At 36.2% G+C, this 18433-nt stretch carries 17 protein-coding genes and 1 pseudogene; 9 read left to right on the forward strand and 9 right to left on the reverse strand.

What is annotated here, in order from left to right; translation table 11 throughout:
* Both H6G44_RS05655 and H6G44_RS05660 read left to right on the forward strand, forming a co-directional pair.
* Nucleotides 1–646 (forward strand): annotated as a pseudogene (locus tag H6G44_RS05655) (hypothetical protein); the annotation flags it as partial.
* Between the two features lie 14 nt (nucleotides 647–660).
* A complete protein-coding gene (locus tag H6G44_RS05660) occupies nucleotides 661–1011 on the forward strand; it encodes a hypothetical protein (protein WP_190387420.1) in 351 nt (116 codons plus the stop codon).
* Between the two features lie 57 nt (nucleotides 1012–1068).
* On the opposite strand, the gene H6G44_RS05665 is transcribed toward H6G44_RS05660, so the two are convergent.
* The 3 genes from H6G44_RS05665 to pyrH form a co-directional block, all read right to left on the reverse strand.
* Entirely contained in the window at nucleotides 1069–2187 is a 1119-nt protein-coding gene (locus H6G44_RS05665; RefSeq protein WP_190387421.1) for a geranylgeranyl reductase family protein, read from the reverse strand.
* A gap of 172 nt (nucleotides 2188–2359) precedes the next feature.
* Nucleotides 2360–2908: a ribosome recycling factor gene (frr, locus tag H6G44_RS05670; protein ID WP_190387422.1), complete on the reverse strand. Its 549-nt coding sequence runs from the start codon at nucleotides 2906–2908 to the stop codon at nucleotides 2360–2362.
* Nucleotides 2895–3623 carry a UMP kinase gene (gene pyrH / locus H6G44_RS05675; RefSeq protein ID WP_190387423.1) on the reverse strand — a complete coding sequence of 243 codons (729 nt, stop codon included), beginning with the start codon at nucleotides 3621–3623 and terminating at the stop codon, nucleotides 2895–2897. The genes frr and pyrH overlap by 14 nt, the downstream gene beginning before the upstream one ends.
* 285 nt (nucleotides 3624–3908) lie before the next feature.
* On the opposite strand from pyrH, the gene H6G44_RS05680 reads away from it, so the two are divergent.
* Nucleotides 3909–4784, forward strand: a complete 876-nt coding sequence (locus H6G44_RS05680; protein ID WP_190387424.1) for an alpha/beta fold hydrolase — start codon at nucleotides 3909–3911, stop codon at nucleotides 4782–4784.
* Between the two features lie 995 nt (nucleotides 4785–5779).
* Here H6G44_RS05680 and H6G44_RS05685 read toward each other — a convergent pair.
* The 5 genes from H6G44_RS05685 to H6G44_RS05705 all read right to left on the reverse strand — a co-directional run bounded on the left by H6G44_RS05685 (nucleotide 5780) and on the right by H6G44_RS05705 (nucleotide 11674).
* Nucleotides 5780–6106, reverse strand: a complete 327-nt coding sequence (locus H6G44_RS05685) for a hypothetical protein (RefSeq protein ID WP_190387425.1) — start codon at nucleotides 6104–6106, stop codon at nucleotides 5780–5782.
* A 68-nt stretch (nucleotides 6107–6174) separates the two neighbouring features.
* Nucleotides 6175–8343: a peptidase domain-containing ABC transporter gene (locus H6G44_RS05690; RefSeq protein WP_190387426.1), complete on the reverse strand. Its 2169-nt coding sequence runs from the start codon at nucleotides 8341–8343 to the stop codon at nucleotides 6175–6177.
* A gap of 117 nt (nucleotides 8344–8460) precedes the next feature.
* Entirely contained in the window at nucleotides 8461–9972 is a 1512-nt protein-coding gene (locus tag H6G44_RS05695) for an HlyD family secretion protein (RefSeq protein WP_190387427.1), read from the reverse strand.
* A gap of 345 nt (nucleotides 9973–10317) precedes the next feature.
* Nucleotides 10318–10674 (reverse strand): CTB family bacteriocin, encoded by a 357-nt coding sequence (locus H6G44_RS05700; RefSeq protein ID WP_190387428.1) that lies wholly within the window; start codon nucleotides 10672–10674, stop codon nucleotides 10318–10320.
* Nucleotides 10675–10966: 292 nt separating this feature from the next.
* Nucleotides 10967–11674 carry a diacylglycerol/polyprenol kinase family protein gene (locus H6G44_RS05705; protein ID WP_190387429.1) on the reverse strand — a complete coding sequence of 236 codons (708 nt, stop codon included), beginning with the start codon at nucleotides 11672–11674 and terminating at the stop codon, nucleotides 10967–10969.
* A gap of 50 nt (nucleotides 11675–11724) precedes the next feature.
* On the opposite strand from H6G44_RS05705, the gene yidD reads away from it, so the two are divergent.
* Nucleotides 11725–11970 (forward strand): membrane protein insertion efficiency factor YidD, encoded by a 246-nt coding sequence (yidD, locus tag H6G44_RS05710; protein ID WP_190387458.1) that lies wholly within the window; start codon nucleotides 11725–11727, stop codon nucleotides 11968–11970.
* A 57-nt stretch (nucleotides 11971–12027) separates the two neighbouring features.
* Here yidD and H6G44_RS05715 read toward each other — a convergent pair whose 3' ends face one another.
* Nucleotides 12028–13521 carry an Eco57I restriction-modification methylase domain-containing protein gene (locus H6G44_RS05715; RefSeq protein ID WP_190387430.1) on the reverse strand — a complete coding sequence of 498 codons (1494 nt, stop codon included), beginning with the start codon at nucleotides 13519–13521 and terminating at the stop codon, nucleotides 12028–12030.
* An 860-nt stretch (nucleotides 13522–14381) separates the two neighbouring features.
* Between H6G44_RS05715 and ndhL the strand changes: the two genes are divergently transcribed.
* The 5 genes from ndhL (at nucleotide 14382) to H6G44_RS05740 (ending at nucleotide 18292) form a co-directional block, all read left to right on the forward strand.
* Complete coding sequence (gene ndhL, locus H6G44_RS05720; RefSeq protein WP_080683924.1) at nucleotides 14382–14591, forward strand: NAD(P)H-quinone oxidoreductase subunit L; 210 nt, start codon at nucleotides 14382–14384, stop codon at nucleotides 14589–14591.
* Between the two features lie 26 nt (nucleotides 14592–14617).
* Nucleotides 14618–14929 (forward strand): DUF3007 family protein, encoded by a 312-nt coding sequence (locus H6G44_RS05725; protein ID WP_190387431.1) that lies wholly within the window; start codon nucleotides 14618–14620, stop codon nucleotides 14927–14929.
* A 94-nt stretch (nucleotides 14930–15023) separates the two neighbouring features.
* The gene (trpA, locus tag H6G44_RS05730; protein WP_190387432.1) at nucleotides 15024–15827 is read left to right on the forward strand and encodes a tryptophan synthase subunit alpha; all 804 of its coding nucleotides are present in this window, start codon (nucleotides 15024–15026) and stop codon (nucleotides 15825–15827) included.
* Between the two features lie 234 nt (nucleotides 15828–16061).
* The gene (locus H6G44_RS05735; RefSeq protein WP_190387433.1) at nucleotides 16062–16703 is read left to right on the forward strand and encodes a heterocyst differentiation related protein; all 642 of its coding nucleotides are present in this window, start codon (nucleotides 16062–16064) and stop codon (nucleotides 16701–16703) included.
* Nucleotides 16704–16840: 137 nt separating this feature from the next.
* Nucleotides 16841–18292: an MFS transporter gene (locus tag H6G44_RS05740; RefSeq protein WP_190387434.1), complete on the forward strand. Its 1452-nt coding sequence runs from the start codon at nucleotides 16841–16843 to the stop codon at nucleotides 18290–18292.
* Nucleotides 18293–18433 lie beyond the last annotated feature (141 nt).

Genomic DNA, 18433 nt, shown 5'->3' on the forward strand with positions numbered 1-18433 from the left:
CTTGGGAAATGAGTTTATGATCATGGTTAATCAAAATATTTTAATCCTTCGCCCAAAATTTAACATATTTTTGGCTATTTTTATCAGGCTTTTCTTAACATTCAACACTTCTGGACTAGATCAAGATATTCAAATATTAGAAGATGATGGTAGCGATGAAACAGAAATATGTATTTTTGATTTAGGAGAAAATGGTTTTATTGTGGAATTTTTCAGAGGTAAAGGTAGTGAAACTAGATTATTTCCTCAAAATGATTATATAGAAAGTGTTTTATTTAGTTCTCAACTATTATCAGTAAAAAAGATTAGAAAATTAGGTAGTGAAAAACATGATCACGCTTATTTTTGGCAATGGTCTTGTGAAAAATTATTAAGAGTCAAATATAATATTATCCCCAATGAAGGAACTAGAGAATTTATTGTTATTTCTATCAAGTATACTAGTCCATCATCAGCAACATCAAATAAACCTATTCTGATAAGAGATAAAACTAGACATTATGAACAAACGAAACTGCGATATAATTTTCAATATGGTTTACCAGAACCTTCTGAAAATCAACTAGAAAGGAGAAAACGAGATCAAAGAAGATGGTTAAATGAAATTGAAAGATTAGAATTAGAAGCCAAACAATCATCATTATAACCATATAAATCACCATGAAAGATATTTTTAAAAACCCATCAATAGAAACATTAGTTAATGAAATTGTTGCTTTAAATCATGCTTGGAAAGCGGCTGTAGAATTATTTGGAGATGATAGTCCTTTATCCCAAAGTGCAAGAGATTTAAAAGGATGTTTACAGGTAAGATTATTACAGAGTTATCCAGATCAAGTTTATTTAATCATAGATAAAGAAACTTCAGAAACAGCAGGGGAAGAATTATATAGTTTGCGTTTAGTAACTCCTATTAATAATCGTAATAATGCTGAACATCTACCTGTAAGAGTTGCGAAAAAATTACTTTCTCAGCAGGAAATTGCTAAACGTGAAAACGATGTGATGTAAAAATATCAAGTTCCTTAACGGTTGACTGTTTTCCCCTGCTCCCCTAACCCTACTACATCAACCAAAGCCAGGAATTAACCGCTTTAATGCACGACCAGCAACATCACCATAGCGCAATTCACCACAAAGGATTTTACCCATAATCTGAGCGCCAGAGGGGCGTTTGACACCAACTTTGTAGCCAATTCCAGGGAAGCGGTAAAATGCTCCTGCTAGTTTTTGCGCCCAAGCCATATCAGTTCCCCATTCTTCATTAATCGCGTCAGTATAATTGCTTAGGGCATTGATATCACCACTTAAAGCATCATGAATAAATCCTGCAGCTAGAACACCGCTAAAAATAGAGGGACGAATACCTTCAGCGGTAAAAGGGTCAACAACACAAGCTGCTTCTCCTGCTAAAACTGCATTTTGGGTGTGTAGCTTTTGATTACCATCCCAAATACACAAAGGATGACCGTATTGTTTACTATTTTTGATATCTACATTAAAAGATTGAGCGTATTCATCTAAAATTTTCTTAAAGTCTTGGGGTTCACCACCGATAAATGTACCAACACCGATAGAATAACCGTCATCTTTAGGGAAATTCCAGATATAGCCGTTTTTGACCAAGCCAAACTCAAAGTGAATTGTGGTTTTCCTTTCAACCGTTGCGGGAATTTCAGCCTCTAATGCTCCAGCTAGACGGCGTTTACGGTCTTTAAAACCGAGCCATTTAGCCATTGGACCCTTTGCACCGTCGGCGGCGATCAGATAACGACCCGTGACTATTCCTGTATCCGTGGTAACATACCAAGAATCATTTTTAAATTCAATTCCTTTAACTTCTGTGTTGTCTCGCAGTTCAGCCCCTTGGTTTTGAGCTTGTTGGACTAAAAAATGATCGAAAATATCACGCCGTACCATCCAAACCGGTTCTTTGGTGTCAATTTTTGATTCTACGGGATCGCCTAATTTCCAGGTAAAGCGCAAAGAATCCACTTTAGCGGAAATTGCAGGGCTAAAGTCAAAGTCGAACCATTGAGCGATCGCTGGAGAGACACCACCGCCACAGGGCTTATATCTGGGCAAGGATTCCTTTTCTAAAACTAAGACAGAGCGCCCCTTTTTGGCTAGATGATATGCTGCTGTTCCACCGGCCGGACCTGCGCCAACAATAATACAGTCGTACATAATGGCTAAAATTTAATTTTGCTTTTGATTTTAACTGAGTAGATTTCCCAGTATATATAAGGGTTTATGATTTTTTATAAATTTTTGGTGAATAGAATTTGGTGATTGTTGACTGTTAACTGTTAACTGTTAACTGTCAACCGTCACCTGTCACCGCTTTCCAGTTCTGAATTTAGACAGTAGTGATCTCTTTTTCCTTTTCTGCGAACAAGTGGTCAATTTTTTCTGTGTGCTTGTTTGTCAGTTTTTGGAGTTTGTCTTGTTGATCTCGTGCTTCATCTTCGGAGATTTCCGCACTTTTTTCCTGTTTGCGAATGGCATCGATAGCATCTCGGCGGATATTGCGAATTGCTACACGACCTTCTTCTGCATACTTAGCCGCAAGTTTGACAAATTCCTTCCGGCGATCGCTTGTTAGTGGGGGAATATTCAACCGAATCACCACACCGTCATTACTAGGAGTTAAGCCCACATCCGAAAGAGAGATAGCTTTTTCAATGATGTTTAAGCTGCCCTTATCGTAGGGCTGAATCAGGATGATTGAAGAATCTGGCGTGGTAATGTTTGCCAGGGATTTCAAAGATGTTGGTGTACCGTAATACTCGACTTGTACCTTATCTAACAAACTCGCATTGGCGCGACCAGTGCGAATTGTATTAAAAGACCGTTGAGTTGCTTCAACAGTTTTCTGCATCGTCTCTTGAGCTTCAGCTAATTTCACAAGAACCTCCCACAAGGGTGCCAATAGATTCTCCCATAACTGCCCGGCGGATATTACCTCGCACCGTTAAGTCAAATACTAAAATCGGGAGATTATTTTCTTTACACAGGGCAATTGCGGTACTATCCATGACTCGCAAATCTTTAGCCAAAACGTGGGCGTAAGTAAGAGTAGTAAAACGCTTGGCATCGGGATAAAGTTTGGGGTCAGCATCGTAAATACCGTCTACCTTGGTAGCTTTAAAAATCACTTCTGCTTCAATTTCTGCCGCCCTTAAAGCCGCAGTGGTATCTGTAGTAAAGAAGGGATTACCTGAACCAGCCCCAAAAATTACCACCCGCCCTTTTTCTAAATGACGGATAGCACGTCGTCGAATATATGGTTCTGCTAGTTCTTGCATAGCGATGGCCGTTTGCACTCTTGTTTGAATTCCCATGCGTTCTAGGGAATCTTGAAGGGTCATGGCGTTCATAACCGTGGCAATCATGCCGATATAGTCAGCGGTTGCCCGATCCATACCTGCTGATGCTGCTTTAATGCCGCGAAAAATATTGCCACCGCCAACAACAATGGCCACTTGTACACCAGTGGCTATCACCTCTCCTATTTCTTTTGCTATTTCCTCGACCACTTCTGGGTCAATGCCGTAGCCTAAGTCGCCCATTAAGGCTTCACCGCTCAGTTTCAGTAAAACCCGTCGGTAATTCGTTCCCATGAAGTTCCGCTTTATGAAAAAAGTTGCAATTGCCTCCAATTTAAGATAGCAGTACAGTGACCATCTATGTCCGGTTAGATTGTCCACCATTGCAAAACTTTAATATTAAATTTACAAAAAATTGATATGTATTTATACCTGAACTTAGGCAATTTTCCTAAAATAGCAGGTTAAGCATTGCTTGGCCTAGATATATTTTAGGATATTTATACTTTTAATTACGCAATTTTCTTATTTGAGAAAATAGAATGTGAGTGGTAAACTATTTTTAGTATTGCATTAACCATGATCAATTCTCCAAAAAGCTGGATTTGGCAAGATTTCCCCATTTGTTATCAAACTCAAGGTAATACCGGTCCGGCTGTGATCTTCATTCATGGTTTTGGGGCATCATGGTTACATTGGCGCAAAAATATTCCCGCTTTAGCTGCAAATTGCCGGGTTTATGCCATTGATTTAATTGGCTTTGGGGGTTCAGCTAAACCCAAACCAGGAGAAAAAATTAATTACACTCTAGAAACTTGGGGACAACAAGTAGCAGATTTTTGTCGGGAGGTGGTGGGTGAACCTGCGTTTTTGGTAGGTAATTCTATTGGTTGTATTGTGGCAATGCAAGCTGCGGTAATTAACCCGGATATGACTTTGGGAACTGCTTTACTTAACTGTTCTTTGCGATTATTACATGATCGTAAACGCGTTACGTTACCTTGGGTGAAACGGTTTGGTGCACCAATTCTCCAAAACTTTTTAGCGATTAAACCAGTAGGTGATTTCTTTTTTCATAGCCTAGCTCAACCGAAAACTGTTAAAAAGATTCTTTTACAAGCTTATGCTAACAGGGAAACGGTAACAGATGAATTAGTAGATATTTTGATGGCACCGGCAAAAGATGCTGGGGCCGCGGCGGTATTTTTGGCTTTTACTGCTTATTCCAGTGGTCCTTTACCGGAGGATTTATTATCTATAATATCTTGTCCAGTAATTATTTTATGGGGAACGGCTGACCCTTGGGAACCAATTAATTTAGGTAGAGAATTAGCCAATTTTCCCCAAGTACAAAAGTTTATTTCTTTAGAAGGTGTGGGACATTGCCCTCAAGATGAAGCTCCTGAGTTAGTAAATCCAATTTTACTTGATTGGATTGGTGAACAATTAAGTTGAAAGAGGGTTAAGAAATATCAGGAAAAATGAACTGTATCCAAGGGTTAATTTGGCTGAAATTTCATCTTTGATTATTACCAGTACCAACCGTGATGTCTGCGTCTGCGTCTGCGTCTACGGTCATGACGGTCATGACGGTCATCACGGTTGTTATGATCATTGTGATTTTGATTGTGACCGCCTGATAGAAGCTGCTGTTCTTCTATGGATAACTCTACAACTAAATTAGATGTAGATGGGATATTTTGATTTGACATAATAATGTGAAACTCAATTATTTGTTTATTGGTGTTATGACACCTATGCTCATTTTATAAAGATATTTCTGATCAATTTCATGATTCTATGGTTATAAATTAATAATTATAATTTCTATCCTTTGACATAAGTAGATTGGCGTTAAAAATTATTCTTATAGCAAGGTAAGAGTTGTGTTAACCTACTTACTACTGATATAAACTGTCATATTAAAAAATGAGAGAGGAAAAATTTAGACGTAAAATCTATGAAAATTTCTCCTCACTCTAGAAATAAAAAGCTGAAAACTAGGACTATTGAGAATAGCCAAGTTTATAGACTTTATTGAAAGAAAAAAGTATTAATCCCTATTCCCATTTTGACCATACATATGATCATTGTCATAGCGTGGATATCGATCATCTTTTTCATAGCAACGTTTTTTAGGTCTACAACAAGGTTGGTAATGGCAACATCCCCCGGCTAAAAGTTGTTGTTCATCTGAGGATAATTCAACAAGTAAATTGGATTTGATGTTTGGATTTGACATAATTATTTACCTGAATAAATAGGTTAGGATTTACACGCTCAAATAGAAACAAAAGCTGTGTTAAATCCTATGCTCTATTTATAAATGTATTTTGAGAAAATTAAATTCTCCTGAAGTTATAAATCAAAAAACTAAAAGTATGAATTATAATTTCATACTTTATGGTAAGATAAATTGTAGTTAATTAAATAATTCACCCATAACTATTTTATGAGAAAAAATTATTTAAACAGTTAGGTAATGAATTAGTTAATTTATCACTACTGGCAGTAATAGTTAATAGGCTAAATGTGCAATAAAGTGCCATAGTGACTTGGGAAAATTTATATTTACTGGTTTGTGAAGTAGAATCACCTGAAGCCAGAGTTAAATCATTTTTTCCTTCAGTTTCGATATCAGTTTTTTGGAAGAGTAACTTACCTTCAGTGAATATATCTAACATAGGAGATATTTGCCCACCAACTAAAGATTCTTGTTCAACATCAGAAAGATAGCTCAATAATTGAGAATGATTGAGTTGAGTATTTTTCGACATTTTATTACTCCTTTTACAAACAAATAAACTTTGGTGATAGCAGAATAAAAGATTTAAAAAATATTGATTTATGCAGTTAAAAACCGTAAATGCTCGCCAGGTTTTGATAAAAAAGTATCAGGAGTTCCTTGAACTTGTATTTTACCTTTTTCGATGAAGACAATCCAATTAGCGCGATGAATGACACTGGGACGATGGGTAATTAAAATTGTGGTTTTACCTGCGCGATATTCTAAAAGACGATCTAGAACATGAGCTTCACTCATAGGGTCTAATCCGGCGGTAGCTTCATCTAAAATTAGTATAGGTGGATTTGTGAGAATGCCACGAGCAATGGCTAATCGTTGTCTTTGTCCACCGGAAAGATTCGCACCGAACTCCCCTAAAACAGTTTGATATTTATTAGGTAATTGACTGATAAAATCATCTGCATCAGCAATATCACAAGCTTGAACTACGGCTTCAAAAGAAATATTAGGTGTGCCTAAACGGAAGTTTTCCAAAATTGTCCGACTCCAAAAATGAGGTTCTTGGGGTACATAAACTACTTGTTGTCGGTAACAATCTAAAGCAATGTCTTGAATATTTAAAAAACCGATGCGAATATTGCCAGAATCTGGTACATATAAACCAGCTAATAATTTAGCTAAAGTGCTTTTACCACAACCTGATTTACCAATTAAAGCAATTACTTTTCCTCCAGGAATTTGAATAGAAAAATCATCTAATAACTCAACTCTACCTGGGTGATGAAACTTGAGATGGGAACAACTAATATCTGCATGACTAGAAATTTGTGCCACTGGTTTTTGACTTCCTCCTACTACTTCTGGTGTGGCATCAATAACTTCTAATAATCGAGAAACTGCGGTTTGAGAACGAAAATATTCATCAACAAAGCCAACTAATGAGTTAATTAAAGCTAAAACATTAAGTTGTAAAGCATTAAAAGCTAACATTTGTCCAATACTCAAATTGCCTTTAATGACTAAAAGACTGCCAAATCCTAATAAAAATACCCCACCAATTGTAGATAAAAGCTTGGCAATAGTCCCGTTAACAATTGCGATTTGAACTGTGCTAAAAGCCAAATTTGCTAAACGACCAAAACGACTTTGAAATTCATCCCAAAATTGAGGAGCAGCATTGGTGGTTTTCATTACCTGTGCGCCCTTAAATGTTTCTACTAAAATACCTTGATTTTCTGCTCCTAAAACTAAGAGACTGCGGGTTTTTTGTTGTAGAATTGGCAAAAAAGGTAAAGTAGATAAAGTCATTAAACCAGCGATTAAAATTACTGCCGTTGTTAATTGCCAACTATAAAATAACATTAAGCAAAAAGAAATAACAGCGATAAAAAATTGGCTAGGTAAAACAATGACAATTTGTGATACTAATTGATTAATTTCGCCAATATCTCGTAATCGACTAGTAATTTCACCACTGCGACGAGATTCATAATAATTTAAAGGTAATTGCAGAAGTTTTCTACCAAATTCTAAGACTAAACCTAATTGTAATCTTTGTCCAAAATGAGAAATCATTAAGGCTTGAAATACTTGTAAACCTCCACTAAATAAACTCATAACAACAACGGCAGAAACCACAACTGTAAGTAATTGTAAATCTCCACGCACGAGGACATCATCTGTTAATAATTGAATTAAAACCGGACTTCCTAAAGCTAGTATACCCAGGACAATATTGATCATTAAAACCTGAGTTAGTAAGCCACGATAGGGTAAAATACGACGAAAAAAGCGTGTTATTCCGCCTTTTGATTTTTCTTCAGGTTGCTCAAAAAAGCGATCTGGATCTGGCTCTAATAGGAGCATTACACCATTCCAGGCCTCAGTTAATTCTTGTTTACTAAGATAACGAAGTCCAATAGCAGGATCAGCAATAACGTATTTTTTCCCTTTTTTACCATATAAAACAACCCAATGATAGCCCTTCCAATGGATGATTGCAGGTAATGTAATTTCTGTGATTCTATCTATAACTTCTGGAGAAGCTTTGACTGCTCTAGCATTAAAACCGAGATTTTCTGAGCCGCGTTTTAAACCTAATAATGTTGTTCCTAATTGTCCAGTACCAACAGATTCTCGACTTTTAATAATACTTAAAAATCTTCCGTAGTGCTTGGTAATAGAAACTAGACAAGCTGCTCCACAGTCTTCTTCACTTAATTGTAAAGTACACTGATAATTGTGACGATTTTTAAAAAAATTGAACATATTAAACGTAATTATTAAGAAAGATTAGTTGGTTTAACATAAATAAGCACAATTTTATTAAAGCTTTTATTTGATGATTCTGTTGCTTAACTTAAGCTACAATTTTGAGAAATTTATTCAATTATAGTTAGTAATTAATTTGCTTTTTCTGAGGATAAACTGCATTACAGTTTCCTGTTGGGAAATAATATCAGCACGTCCTTCCATACCAGATTTGAGATAACATAAACGATCTCCTTTTCCTAAAAATAGATTTTGTGGGTCAATATTGATTTCATAAGTAGCTAGTTGGGGAGTGCTGATAATATAATTATTTTGTGTAGTTGCGATAACATCTGGTGCAATTGTTTTCACAGTTCCTTTGAGAGTTCCATAGTCTGGATAGGGACAAGATGAAACCTGCATTTGTACTGCTTGACCGATTTTTATTTTATCAATATCTTTAGCAGAAACGTGAGCTTTAATGATTAAAGGAGCATCCACAGGAGCAATTTGAGCTAGAGCTTCACTGACTTGCACAACCTGTCCAGAATTGCGGAGTTTAAGCTGCATCAGTGTACCTTTAGTTGGAGAACGAATCACACTTTTATTCAATTCATTTTCTAGCTGTTGTAGTTCTTGACCAGTGCGAATCTGTTGTTTTTGTAGTTCTAGACGTTGCTGAATTAATAGTTCCCGTTCTTTTTTTAAAGCTGCTAAATTGCCATCACCTCTTGCTTTTTCTTGATTAATTCTTTCTAAAGCTACTGTGACATTGGCATTACTAGGATTAATACCAATTTTTGCTTTTTGTAAGTTAATTTGTGCTAATTTAACAGCTTGTTCTTTTTCTTCTTGGAGATTTCTAGCATTAGATTTAGCTTGTTCTAATTTGGCTTGAGCCGATGTAACAGCCTGTTCTTTTTCCTCCATTAAATTCTGAGATATTGCTCCTGATGTCACTATATTTTGCAAGCGATCACGCTGTGAAATTGCTAATTTTAAAGCTGCTTCTGCTTCTTGTAATGAGGCTATTAATACTTTTTCTTTTTGTAATCTTTCTAATTGATTCTTGGCTAAATTTATAGTTATTTTAGCTTGTGTCATTTCCGTACCAGTTTTAATTTGCTGATCTTGATAGTTGCGTTTCGTTCCAGTTAATTCAGCCCGTGCAGCTAGAATTGTCCGCTCATTTAAGTTAGTCTGAGCAATTATTTGAGTATTAATTTCATTAATTTGAGCATCAATTTGAAGAAGTTGTAATTTACTTTGTTGAATAGTATTTTGCAGTTGTTTTTTCTGAGATTGGAATTGAGAGTCATCAAGATAGGCAATTACTTCTCCCTTATTTACTATCTGATTTTCTTTAGCTGCAATTTTTTTGACAGTTCCTGTTATGGCAGATTCAACTAACCGTAATTCTCCTAATGGTCGGATAGTTGCGGGAACTTTGACTGTGACATTGTAATAGAGAACAGAGGAAAGACTTATAGCTACCACAAACATACCAATCATTACTCCCCCACCAATATGAATCCATTTACCAATATGGGGGAGAAACTCATTAGCCTCTAATATATGTAAATCCTCTGAATTAGGATTATCGAAGTTATACAAATAATTCTGATCTTCACTCTGTAACGAGTTCACTGTATTATACCTTTTGTTATGACTAAAATAGTCTCACCCAAGATGGAAATTACCAATATTATGTAACCAAAAAATAACTATCTTAGGTAATAAATTGACAGAAATAAAAACAAGTAAATTTCTTTATTTACACTATGAAAATCAATTGGATTATAGGTTAAATTCATGTAAAAGAGGTATTGACTAGCATGGCAGAGCAGTGAAAATAAGCAACCATTAAACTTCCATAAAAAGCTAGTGTAATTTACTTTTTTAGGTTTAAATTCCTGATTTTCAGTGTCACTCTGCAGAACTAGTACAATACCGCTTTACAATTGAGCAACTTATAGGCAGATTAGCCCCTGTTTACGCAAGAATTGTCGCACTGCCGGCTCCCGTTGGTAAAGGTGTTCCAGCTACTAGAGGTATTGCCCGTGGACTTCCTTCAGTTGGTAAAGTTGCTTGACCCAAAGCCCCTACACCCGCAGGAGGTTCTGCACCTAAGCCTAAGAAATCCTGTCCCGCAGTCAGGATAGTATTAGCCTTACCTGCGGAGGTGGCGCTGCTACCTTGAGGACCAGAGACACTGGTTCCCATTAAAAGAGATCCTTTGTTAGCATAGTTACTAGCTGCTAGTTCAAAGTCAGCCCCACCAGTCACTATCTCTTGTTGTTGATCTGATAAAGCAACCAATAAATCTGATCCGTTGATTTGATTTAACACGATTATTAGCCTCACTTATTTAACTAGGTATTTAATCACCTAACAACTTAACTATAAGCATGGTTGGCTAATAATTCATAAACCTACAGGTAGAAAGTAAAGTTTCTAAATTTACCTCTAAGAGTAGAGATAAAATAGCTTTGAATTAATAAAATTATATTATTAAAGAATTAATTTCAGTGCAATAGAGTCTACACAATATTTATCTTTTTTCCGTTACAGTCAAGCCAAAAGATGCTACGGTAATAACCTAAAATTAAAGGTAAAGTAAAAAATCCATATTAGGAATTATTCAATAACTAGAGAGAATTTGAGTTAATAAATAAGCACAGGTAGCACTACCTATAGGAACTGTTAAATTATCAATTCCCAAAAAAGAAAAAGCTTCTAAAATCGTAGCAATTAAAGCGACAATTAAGGAGATTATCCAAGTTTGCCAAATATTTCCCTGGACAATAAATAAAAGAGTTACACAAATAAAATAACTACTTAAAGTTACCGTTAAAGAACCTTCCCAACTTTTTTGAGAACCAAAAACTATATATTTGTGTTTACCAAAACGTTTACCAATTAAAGCAGCTAATCCATCACCCCAAGCCATAATCATAATTCCTAAAACAGCATATTGAGGTTGGTGTAAATACCAAAAAATACCCATTAAAACCCCTATACTCACAGCATAGAAAAATGTCCCCAGACTCTGACGACCCACACTATTAATACCAGGAAGAATGGGGAATTTATAGGATAATAAAGTGATAAGACTCGCAAAAACTGAAGCCGTAATTCCTACATAAGCAGGAATATCTAACCACCAAGCAATTAAAATCACATTACCCATGCCAATATGCACGATTTTACGGATGATTTCCGCCTCACTATCAGTAAAACGATATACCACCCAAGCAATAAAGATAATTAATCCTACCCAAACCGCTGCAGGGGCAATTTGCAGGGATAATGGAGAAATGGTTTCCAAGCTGAGAAATGTGTTAAACAATGTCAAATAGAGGTATTTTTCCCTTTAATCCTACTTTATTAGATTTGGGTATGAAAATATTATTGATTTGGTTAATTAAAGGTTATCGGTTATTTATTTCTCCTTTGTTTCCTCCTACTTGTCGCTTTCAACCTACCTGTTCTCTGTATGCGATTCAAGCAATTGAACGGTTTGGAGTATTTCGGGGAAGTTGGATAGCTATTATGCGGATTTTACGCTGTCATCCTTTTCATCCAGGAGGTTATGATCCTGTTCCCAATGTGCAGGAAAAATCTTGTTGTGAACATGAAGATTAAATACAAACTTTCCCCTATTTACTATTTGCTTCTCTAACAAATACCGAAGAGCCATAATCAAAATAGTTCAAGTTGCTGACTTTTACTTTCAAGTTTTTGTCGGTTTAAATTATATTTGTCTACTATATGTTCTGGTATGGGAACTTTATCAAGGTTACGAGGCTCAACTTTAATTGCTCCAGAACCATAGCTTTTTCCTACCAATCTAAGATTTTCAATCGTCTCAGGCTCATTTAAAGCCTGACACAAATTAGTAATATATAATTCATCAGAATAAATAGGATAAATGCACAAAAAACTTGTTAATGGCACAACACCAGCCTCATTTTTAATAAATCTGGAATTTCGTCTCCCAAGATAAGCAAATAATATCGGTGGCACTTCTCTATATTCTATTCTATACCAATATTTACGTTGTTTCAACAAGGGACGGTTAGGAAGACCTAATTTTTCACCTTTTTTAAGATAGTTAGCAACTGGTTCAGGAATATTATTCTCACTATTTATTGAAAGTAAAATTGTTGGTCGATTATTTTCTTGTAATTTTTTGATATCTTCAATCGTTAGTTTATCTCCTATTACATCTTTTGTCCGGCCAATTGCAAGTTTAAGAAATTCTTGGGGAATTGCCAATTCTTTTACCTGTTGTCTTGTTAGAAAAAAGAAGTCATTCGCTCCTGTAGCAATACCACGCATAACTTTTGCAAAGTCATTGAGGTGATATTTAACATCACAATTATTTTGTTCTGGTCTTGATAAACCCGTTGCTAATGCTTCTTGTAAATCTCGATTATTAATTTCTAGGCTGATATAATTTGTATCTTGAAAATCAGATTTAACAAAATTAAAAAGTTCCTCATTAGCTTCATTTGTCTTGATCCATTTAATTGTCTGGACAGGTTCAGATTTCTTGATAAAAAAGATAATCGCATTGGTATCAACCTTGGGAAAAGGTGTGGCATTTTGATCAAATGTAACAACGCATTCAAGACAATAATTTTTAGTAATCCATTGCCAAAGTTTTTGAGCAAAAATTCCTTCACAAGTATCCGCAGGCATAATAAAAGCTAGTTTTCCATTTTTATTAAGTAAATTTAACGCCTGGACAAAAAAGTAAATATGATAACCTGCTCTACCATCAATTGTAAAATCTGTAATACTTATAAAAAGCTCTTTGAGAAATTGTTTCATCTTTTCATCAATTCGGTGATGTCTGATGTAAGGTGGATTAGCTATAATTGCGTTAAACTTTTTTTGTGGAGGATTTTTGATGAAATCACGTAATTCTACAAAGCAACTATTTTTTTGATAAATTTCATCTTTTAAAATATCTTCATCTATATCAATTCCATAATAATTAATAGAGGGATTTATCTGTAATAAGGCATTTAAAAAAGCTCCTTTACCAGCAGCAGGATCAAAAATCAAATTTGTGTCTTGTGCTATATACGCAACCATTGCTTTTGTCACCCATTCTGGTGTCCAGAATTGACCTTTATCACGTAATTTCTCCCTTTCTTGCCAATTATTAGGTAGTTTTTGATTAATCATAATTTAAAAGCTTTTATAGGTCAATACCTTGTTTATATCCTGCTTTGTTGGGTTGAATCATAAAACCTAACCTACAAATCAAGGCTTTTTCCAATTTAGACAAGGTACTGATAGGTTAAAATAAATACTAAAGCCTATAAAACATCCAAACATAAAAATGTGCTAAAAACACAGTCAGGAAAAACCTAACCTAGTATCTAGCACATTTTCAATTAAATTTCAATTAGATGGGAGTGGGGGGACTTGAACCCCCACGACCGTTTAAAGTCAACGGATTTTCATTCTCTTGCAGTTTTCACTACTACTCAGTTGCTAAAGCAATCATAAGTTTTGAGAATTGGACTCTCCCTTTACCCTCGTCTTCACGTTAGGGTAGCTCCCGTCGAGTCTCTGCACCTTCCCAGGGAAATTTTCTCTGGGCTTGGCTCAGGATTGCCGTATCTACGAATAGATTTAGGTTTCCCTGAGTTTGAGAGCTGCCACTTGAAAGATTTCTCAATCAAGGCTCAATTCCTTTAAGTCCGTAGCGTCTACCATTCCGCCACACTCCCGAAAAGTTATTTAGTTTTTTGGTGCGGTTTTTAATCCCTTGTCCACTATACCACTAATTGCTTTTTTTTGGCAAGTAGATTTTAAAATTTTTTTGCTCAGGTGAATATTTGACCACCCAATCAAAATCCTTAACTACCTACTTTGTCCGCACTTAATGGATGAAAACTATCATATCATAGGTTTCGATTTTTGGGAAATTTATTTTTGGGGAGGGGAAAATAACACAGTTACGGATTTCCTCAAATCAGGCATTCAGCATATCATAGGAGGTGAATGCACCAAATATAGTTCACATTGCGGTAAGGAATATGGTTGTAGCACTACTGTATCTAAGTTTGGCTGGCGCTTATTTGCTGGTAATACCCATTGCTGTCTTTTTCTACTTGAGTTTAAGATGGTATACCTGTGGGTCTGTGGAACGGGTGTTTATGTACTTTTTAGTGTTCTTTTTCTTTCCGGGGTTGCTGGTTCTTTCCCCGTTTGTGAATTTGAACCCCCGTCCTCGAAAAATTGCTTAAATTAAGATTGGTAGGTCATAATTCTCATGCGACGTATTGACGCGATTGGTTTTGGTTTCGGCGTTTTTGTGGCTGGTGGTTTGGCTTATGTGGGTTTACAGTTAGTGGGTTTAGATAGTCAGAATGCTGGTATCTGGAGTCAAGTTTTCTTGATAGCTGGCTTAATTGGCTGGTTATGTACCTATCTTTTCCGAGCAATAGGGAATAAAATGACCTACCATCAACAACGAGAAGCTTATGAAACGGCTTTTTTGCAAAAGCGTCTTGATGAACTCTCTCCTGAGGAGTTAGCCAAATTGCAAGAGAAGATTGAACAAGACAAAGAATCTCAGGTTTAGAGTTATCATTGTTCAGTTGTCAGTTGTTGATTGTAACCACTGACTACTGACCATTGATCACTGACCATTGACCACTGACTACTGATTAGGTGAAATGACTGCTATTTCTCGTTGCTTTGAAAATTTGAGACGGAATCAGGAATGCGCGTTGATTCCTTTTATTACGGCTGGTGATCCAGATTTAGAAACTACTGCTAAAGCTTTACAGGTTCTAGATCGTTCCGGGGCGGATATTATTGAATTGGGTGTACCCTATTCTGATCCTTTGGCTGATGGTCCGGTAATTCAGGCTGCGGCTACTCGCGCTTTGCACAGGGGAACAACTTTAGAGCAGGTATTAGAGATGCTTAAAGGTGTTGGTCCGAGTTTGCGATCGCCTATTATTTTATTTACCTATTACAATCCGATTTTACATCGTGGTGTTGATAAATTTCTGCAACAAGTTAAAGATGCTGGAGTGTCAGGTTTAGTTGTGCCTGATTTGCCTTTGGAAGAGTCAGCAGGGCTAATCAAACCAGCGGCGGATAGGGGGATAGATTTGACCCTATTGGTAGCTCCTACGAGTTCTCCTGAAAGAATAGAGGCGATCGCTCGTGCATCCCAAGGATTTATCTATTTGGTGAGTGTTACTGGGGTCACGGGAATGCGAACCCAAGTGCAAGGACGGGTTTCTGAGCTATTGCAACAAATTCGTCATGTTACAGATAAACCCATCGGTGTCGGTTTTGGAATTTCTGATCCTGAACAAGCGCGACAAGTAAAAGTATGGGGCGCGGATGCGGCAATTGTCGGTAGTGCTGTGGTCAATAGACTAGCAGAAGGCACACCAGAACAGGGATTAGAAGCGATCGCTCAATTTTCTCAAAGTCTCAAGACAGCCATCAAAAATCCCTCCTAACCCCAAGAGCGAAATTAAAAAATAGTGTATGTTTTTGTTATTTTTTAGTGGACAATTTAACTGTAATCATCTTAAATAATAACAGCATATCTTAGGATAGATAGAAAACTAACTAACACACTAGTTGATCTCAAATCTTTATTATGAATATCAAAGTAGGTAAAAAATTATGCGTGTGATAGTGCATCAGTCAGAACTAAGTTACTGTTCAGTAATATTAGAGGAGTAACAGCAATGAGCGAAAGTATGGCATTTATTGGCGGAGTCGCGGTGGCTGGGTTAGCGGCTTTAGTCTTACTCAAAGGGACAAATACCCCCATATCATCGAATTTTGCCCCTAGTCCACAAATACCAGGAACATTTGTGCAACCCCAAGTAATGCAGTATCCTACTAATTACGGGCAACCTGTTTATACTAATCAGCCTCCAACTGCTCCTAATTCTGATCAGCGTTTGGAGAAAATAAATACGCAAATAACAGATTTGAAGGCGGAAAATCAACAACTAAAGTTACAAAATCAACAATTCCAGGCACAATTTCAAGGCCTCACTACTCAACAACAATGGCAAGCTCAACTAGCTAGTCAACAACAAAAAGTAGCTGCGCCATTACCAGTATCTGAACCAGATTGGAAGTCTTCACCCATGCTTTGGGCTGTAGGTGGTGCTGTATTAACGATTGGTGGAGGTGTTGTGGCCGCTGGTGTTCTGTCTTTATTTGCACCAAAACAACGAGCTACCCGTACCGTTCAGGTAATTCATCCCTATAGTAGAAATACACAATCTCTAAATTCCGTACGTCGGGCTGAGTTTTTACCTTCCTCGCGGACAGAACCCAGAAGGGTAGAAACGGCAGAATATGAGGAAATGCACTAATTTATTGTGCTAAATATAGACATTGAAACAGCGAAAAACCGGAAATCAAATACAATTCGGTGGGGTTAAATATTCAACTCCACTTTTTGATGTTGATGATGGTTTTGTTTTTTATAAATTAATTATGAGCGTAATTTGTGGTTAAAGATAATGCTGAAAATAACGGGTTTCATAAATCTGTAACAAGTAAAAAATTAGATTTTAAAACTAAACTAGCTTATGGGGCTGGAGATTTAGGACCTGCTATTACTGGGAATATTGCCACCTTTTACATGATGTTTTTCTTCACTAACGTGGCAGGAATTCCGGCGGGTTTGGCAGGTAGTATTTTAATGATTGGTAAAATTTGGGATGGTATCAATGATCCTATGGTGGGAATGTTGACTGATAAAACCCAATCCCGTCGTTGGGGTCGTCGTCTACCTTGGCTTTTATATGGTGCGATTCCTTTTGGTTTTTTCTTTTTCTTGCAATGGATTGTTCCCCAATTTACTGCGGATAAAAATATTAATATTTGGTGTTTATTTTGGTATTATGTAGCTATTGGGATTGTATCTCAGGCTTTTTTTACTGTTGTGAATTTGCCTTATACAGCTATGACTCCTGAATTAAGTCAGGATTATGATGAACGCACTAGTTTGAATAGTTTTCGGTTTACATTTTCCATTGGTGGCAGTATTTTATCATTAATTTTAGCCAAAATTATTTTTTCACAAATTACCGATCAACAACAACATTATTTAGTTTTAGCCGCAGTTTGTAGTGTAATTGCAATTTTATCATTGTATTGGTGTGTTTATGGTGTGCGCGATCGCATTTTAGCTTTTGAAGCTAAACGAATGCAATTACCAAAAGAAGCAGAAATTCCCTTTTTTGAACAGCTAAAAATCGTCTTTAGTAATAAACCCTTTCTCTTTGTCATTGCTATCTATCTTTTTTCTTGGTTAGGTGTGCAAATCACAGCCAGTATTATTCCCTATTTTGTCATTAATTGTATGGGTATGCAAGAAGGAGATATACCCACAGTTATGATTGCGGTCCAAGGAACGGCTTTATTTATGTTATTTATTTGGAGTTATTTAAGTCAAAAAATTGGTAAAAAACTGGTCTATTTTCTAGGAATGAGTTGCTGGATTATTGCTGCTATTGGATTATTTTTTTTACAGTCAAATCAAGTTGGGTTAATGTATGTTATGGCTGTAATGGCAGGTGTGGGAGTTTCTACAGCTTATCTAATTCCTTGGTCAATGATACCTGATGTGATTGAATTAGATGAATTGCAAACTGGACAACGACGGGAAGGTATTTTCTATGGTTTCATGGTTTTATTACAAAAATTTGGTTTAGCTTTTGGGCTATTTTTGGTCGGTAATACCTTACAAGCCTATGGTTTTAAAGAAACTGTTGCTGGACAAAGTTCCTTACCCATACAACCAGAATCTGCACTTTTAGCCATTCGTATCGTTGTTGGACCCATACCAACTGTTTGTTTAATTGTAGGTTTGGTTTTAGTCTATTTCTATCCCATTACCCGCGAAATGCACGCAGAAATTATGTTAAAACTGCAAGAAAAACGAGAGAGAATATAAAGATTTAAAAGTTTTATATCAGCGGGTAAAGAATAGTGAACAGAGTTGAAAATTTTTTGGTGGGAAATACCCACCTTACATAATATTGCAAAAATCAAATATTATTTCCATCTCAATTATCTCTGTTCAATGTTATAATTA

The organism is Aphanizomenon flos-aquae FACHB-1287, assembly GCF_014698755.1.
Classification (GTDB): Bacteria; Cyanobacteriota; Cyanobacteriia; order Cyanobacteriales; family Nostocaceae; genus Dolichospermum; species Dolichospermum flosaquae.

Excerpts from the sequence above, each read along its gene's own strand:
- H6G44_RS05660 (WP_190387420.1), top strand. The coding sequence starts at position 661 with ATGAAAGATATTTTTAAAAACCCATCAATAGAAACATTAGTTAATGAA.
- H6G44_RS05665 (WP_190387421.1), bottom strand. The coding sequence starts at position 2,187 with ATGTACGACTGTATTATTGTTGGCGCAGGTCCGGCCGGTGGAACAGCA.
- pyrH (WP_190387423.1), bottom strand. The coding sequence starts at position 3,623 with ATGGGAACGAATTACCGACGGGTTTTACTGAAACTGAGCGGTGAAGCC.
- H6G44_RS05680 (WP_190387424.1), top strand. The coding sequence starts at position 3,909 with ATGATCAATTCTCCAAAAAGCTGGATTTGGCAAGATTTCCCCATTTGT.
- H6G44_RS05685 (WP_190387425.1), bottom strand. The coding sequence starts at position 6,106 with ATGTCGAAAAATACTCAACTCAATCATTCTCAATTATTGAGCTATCTT.
- H6G44_RS05690 (WP_190387426.1), bottom strand. The coding sequence starts at position 8,343 with ATGTTCAATTTTTTTAAAAATCGTCACAATTATCAGTGTACTTTACAA.
- yidD (WP_190387458.1), top strand. The coding sequence starts at position 11,725 with ATGAAAATATTATTGATTTGGTTAATTAAAGGTTATCGGTTATTTATT.
- H6G44_RS05715 (WP_190387430.1), bottom strand. The coding sequence starts at position 13,521 with ATGATTAATCAAAAACTACCTAATAATTGGCAAGAAAGGGAGAAATTA.
- ndhL (WP_080683924.1), top strand. The coding sequence starts at position 14,382 with ATGGTTGTAGCACTACTGTATCTAAGTTTGGCTGGCGCTTATTTGCTG.
- H6G44_RS05725 (WP_190387431.1), top strand. The coding sequence starts at position 14,618 with ATGCGACGTATTGACGCGATTGGTTTTGGTTTCGGCGTTTTTGTGGCT.
- trpA (WP_190387432.1), top strand. The coding sequence starts at position 15,024 with ATGACTGCTATTTCTCGTTGCTTTGAAAATTTGAGACGGAATCAGGAA.
- H6G44_RS05735 (WP_190387433.1), top strand. The coding sequence starts at position 16,062 with ATGAGCGAAAGTATGGCATTTATTGGCGGAGTCGCGGTGGCTGGGTTA.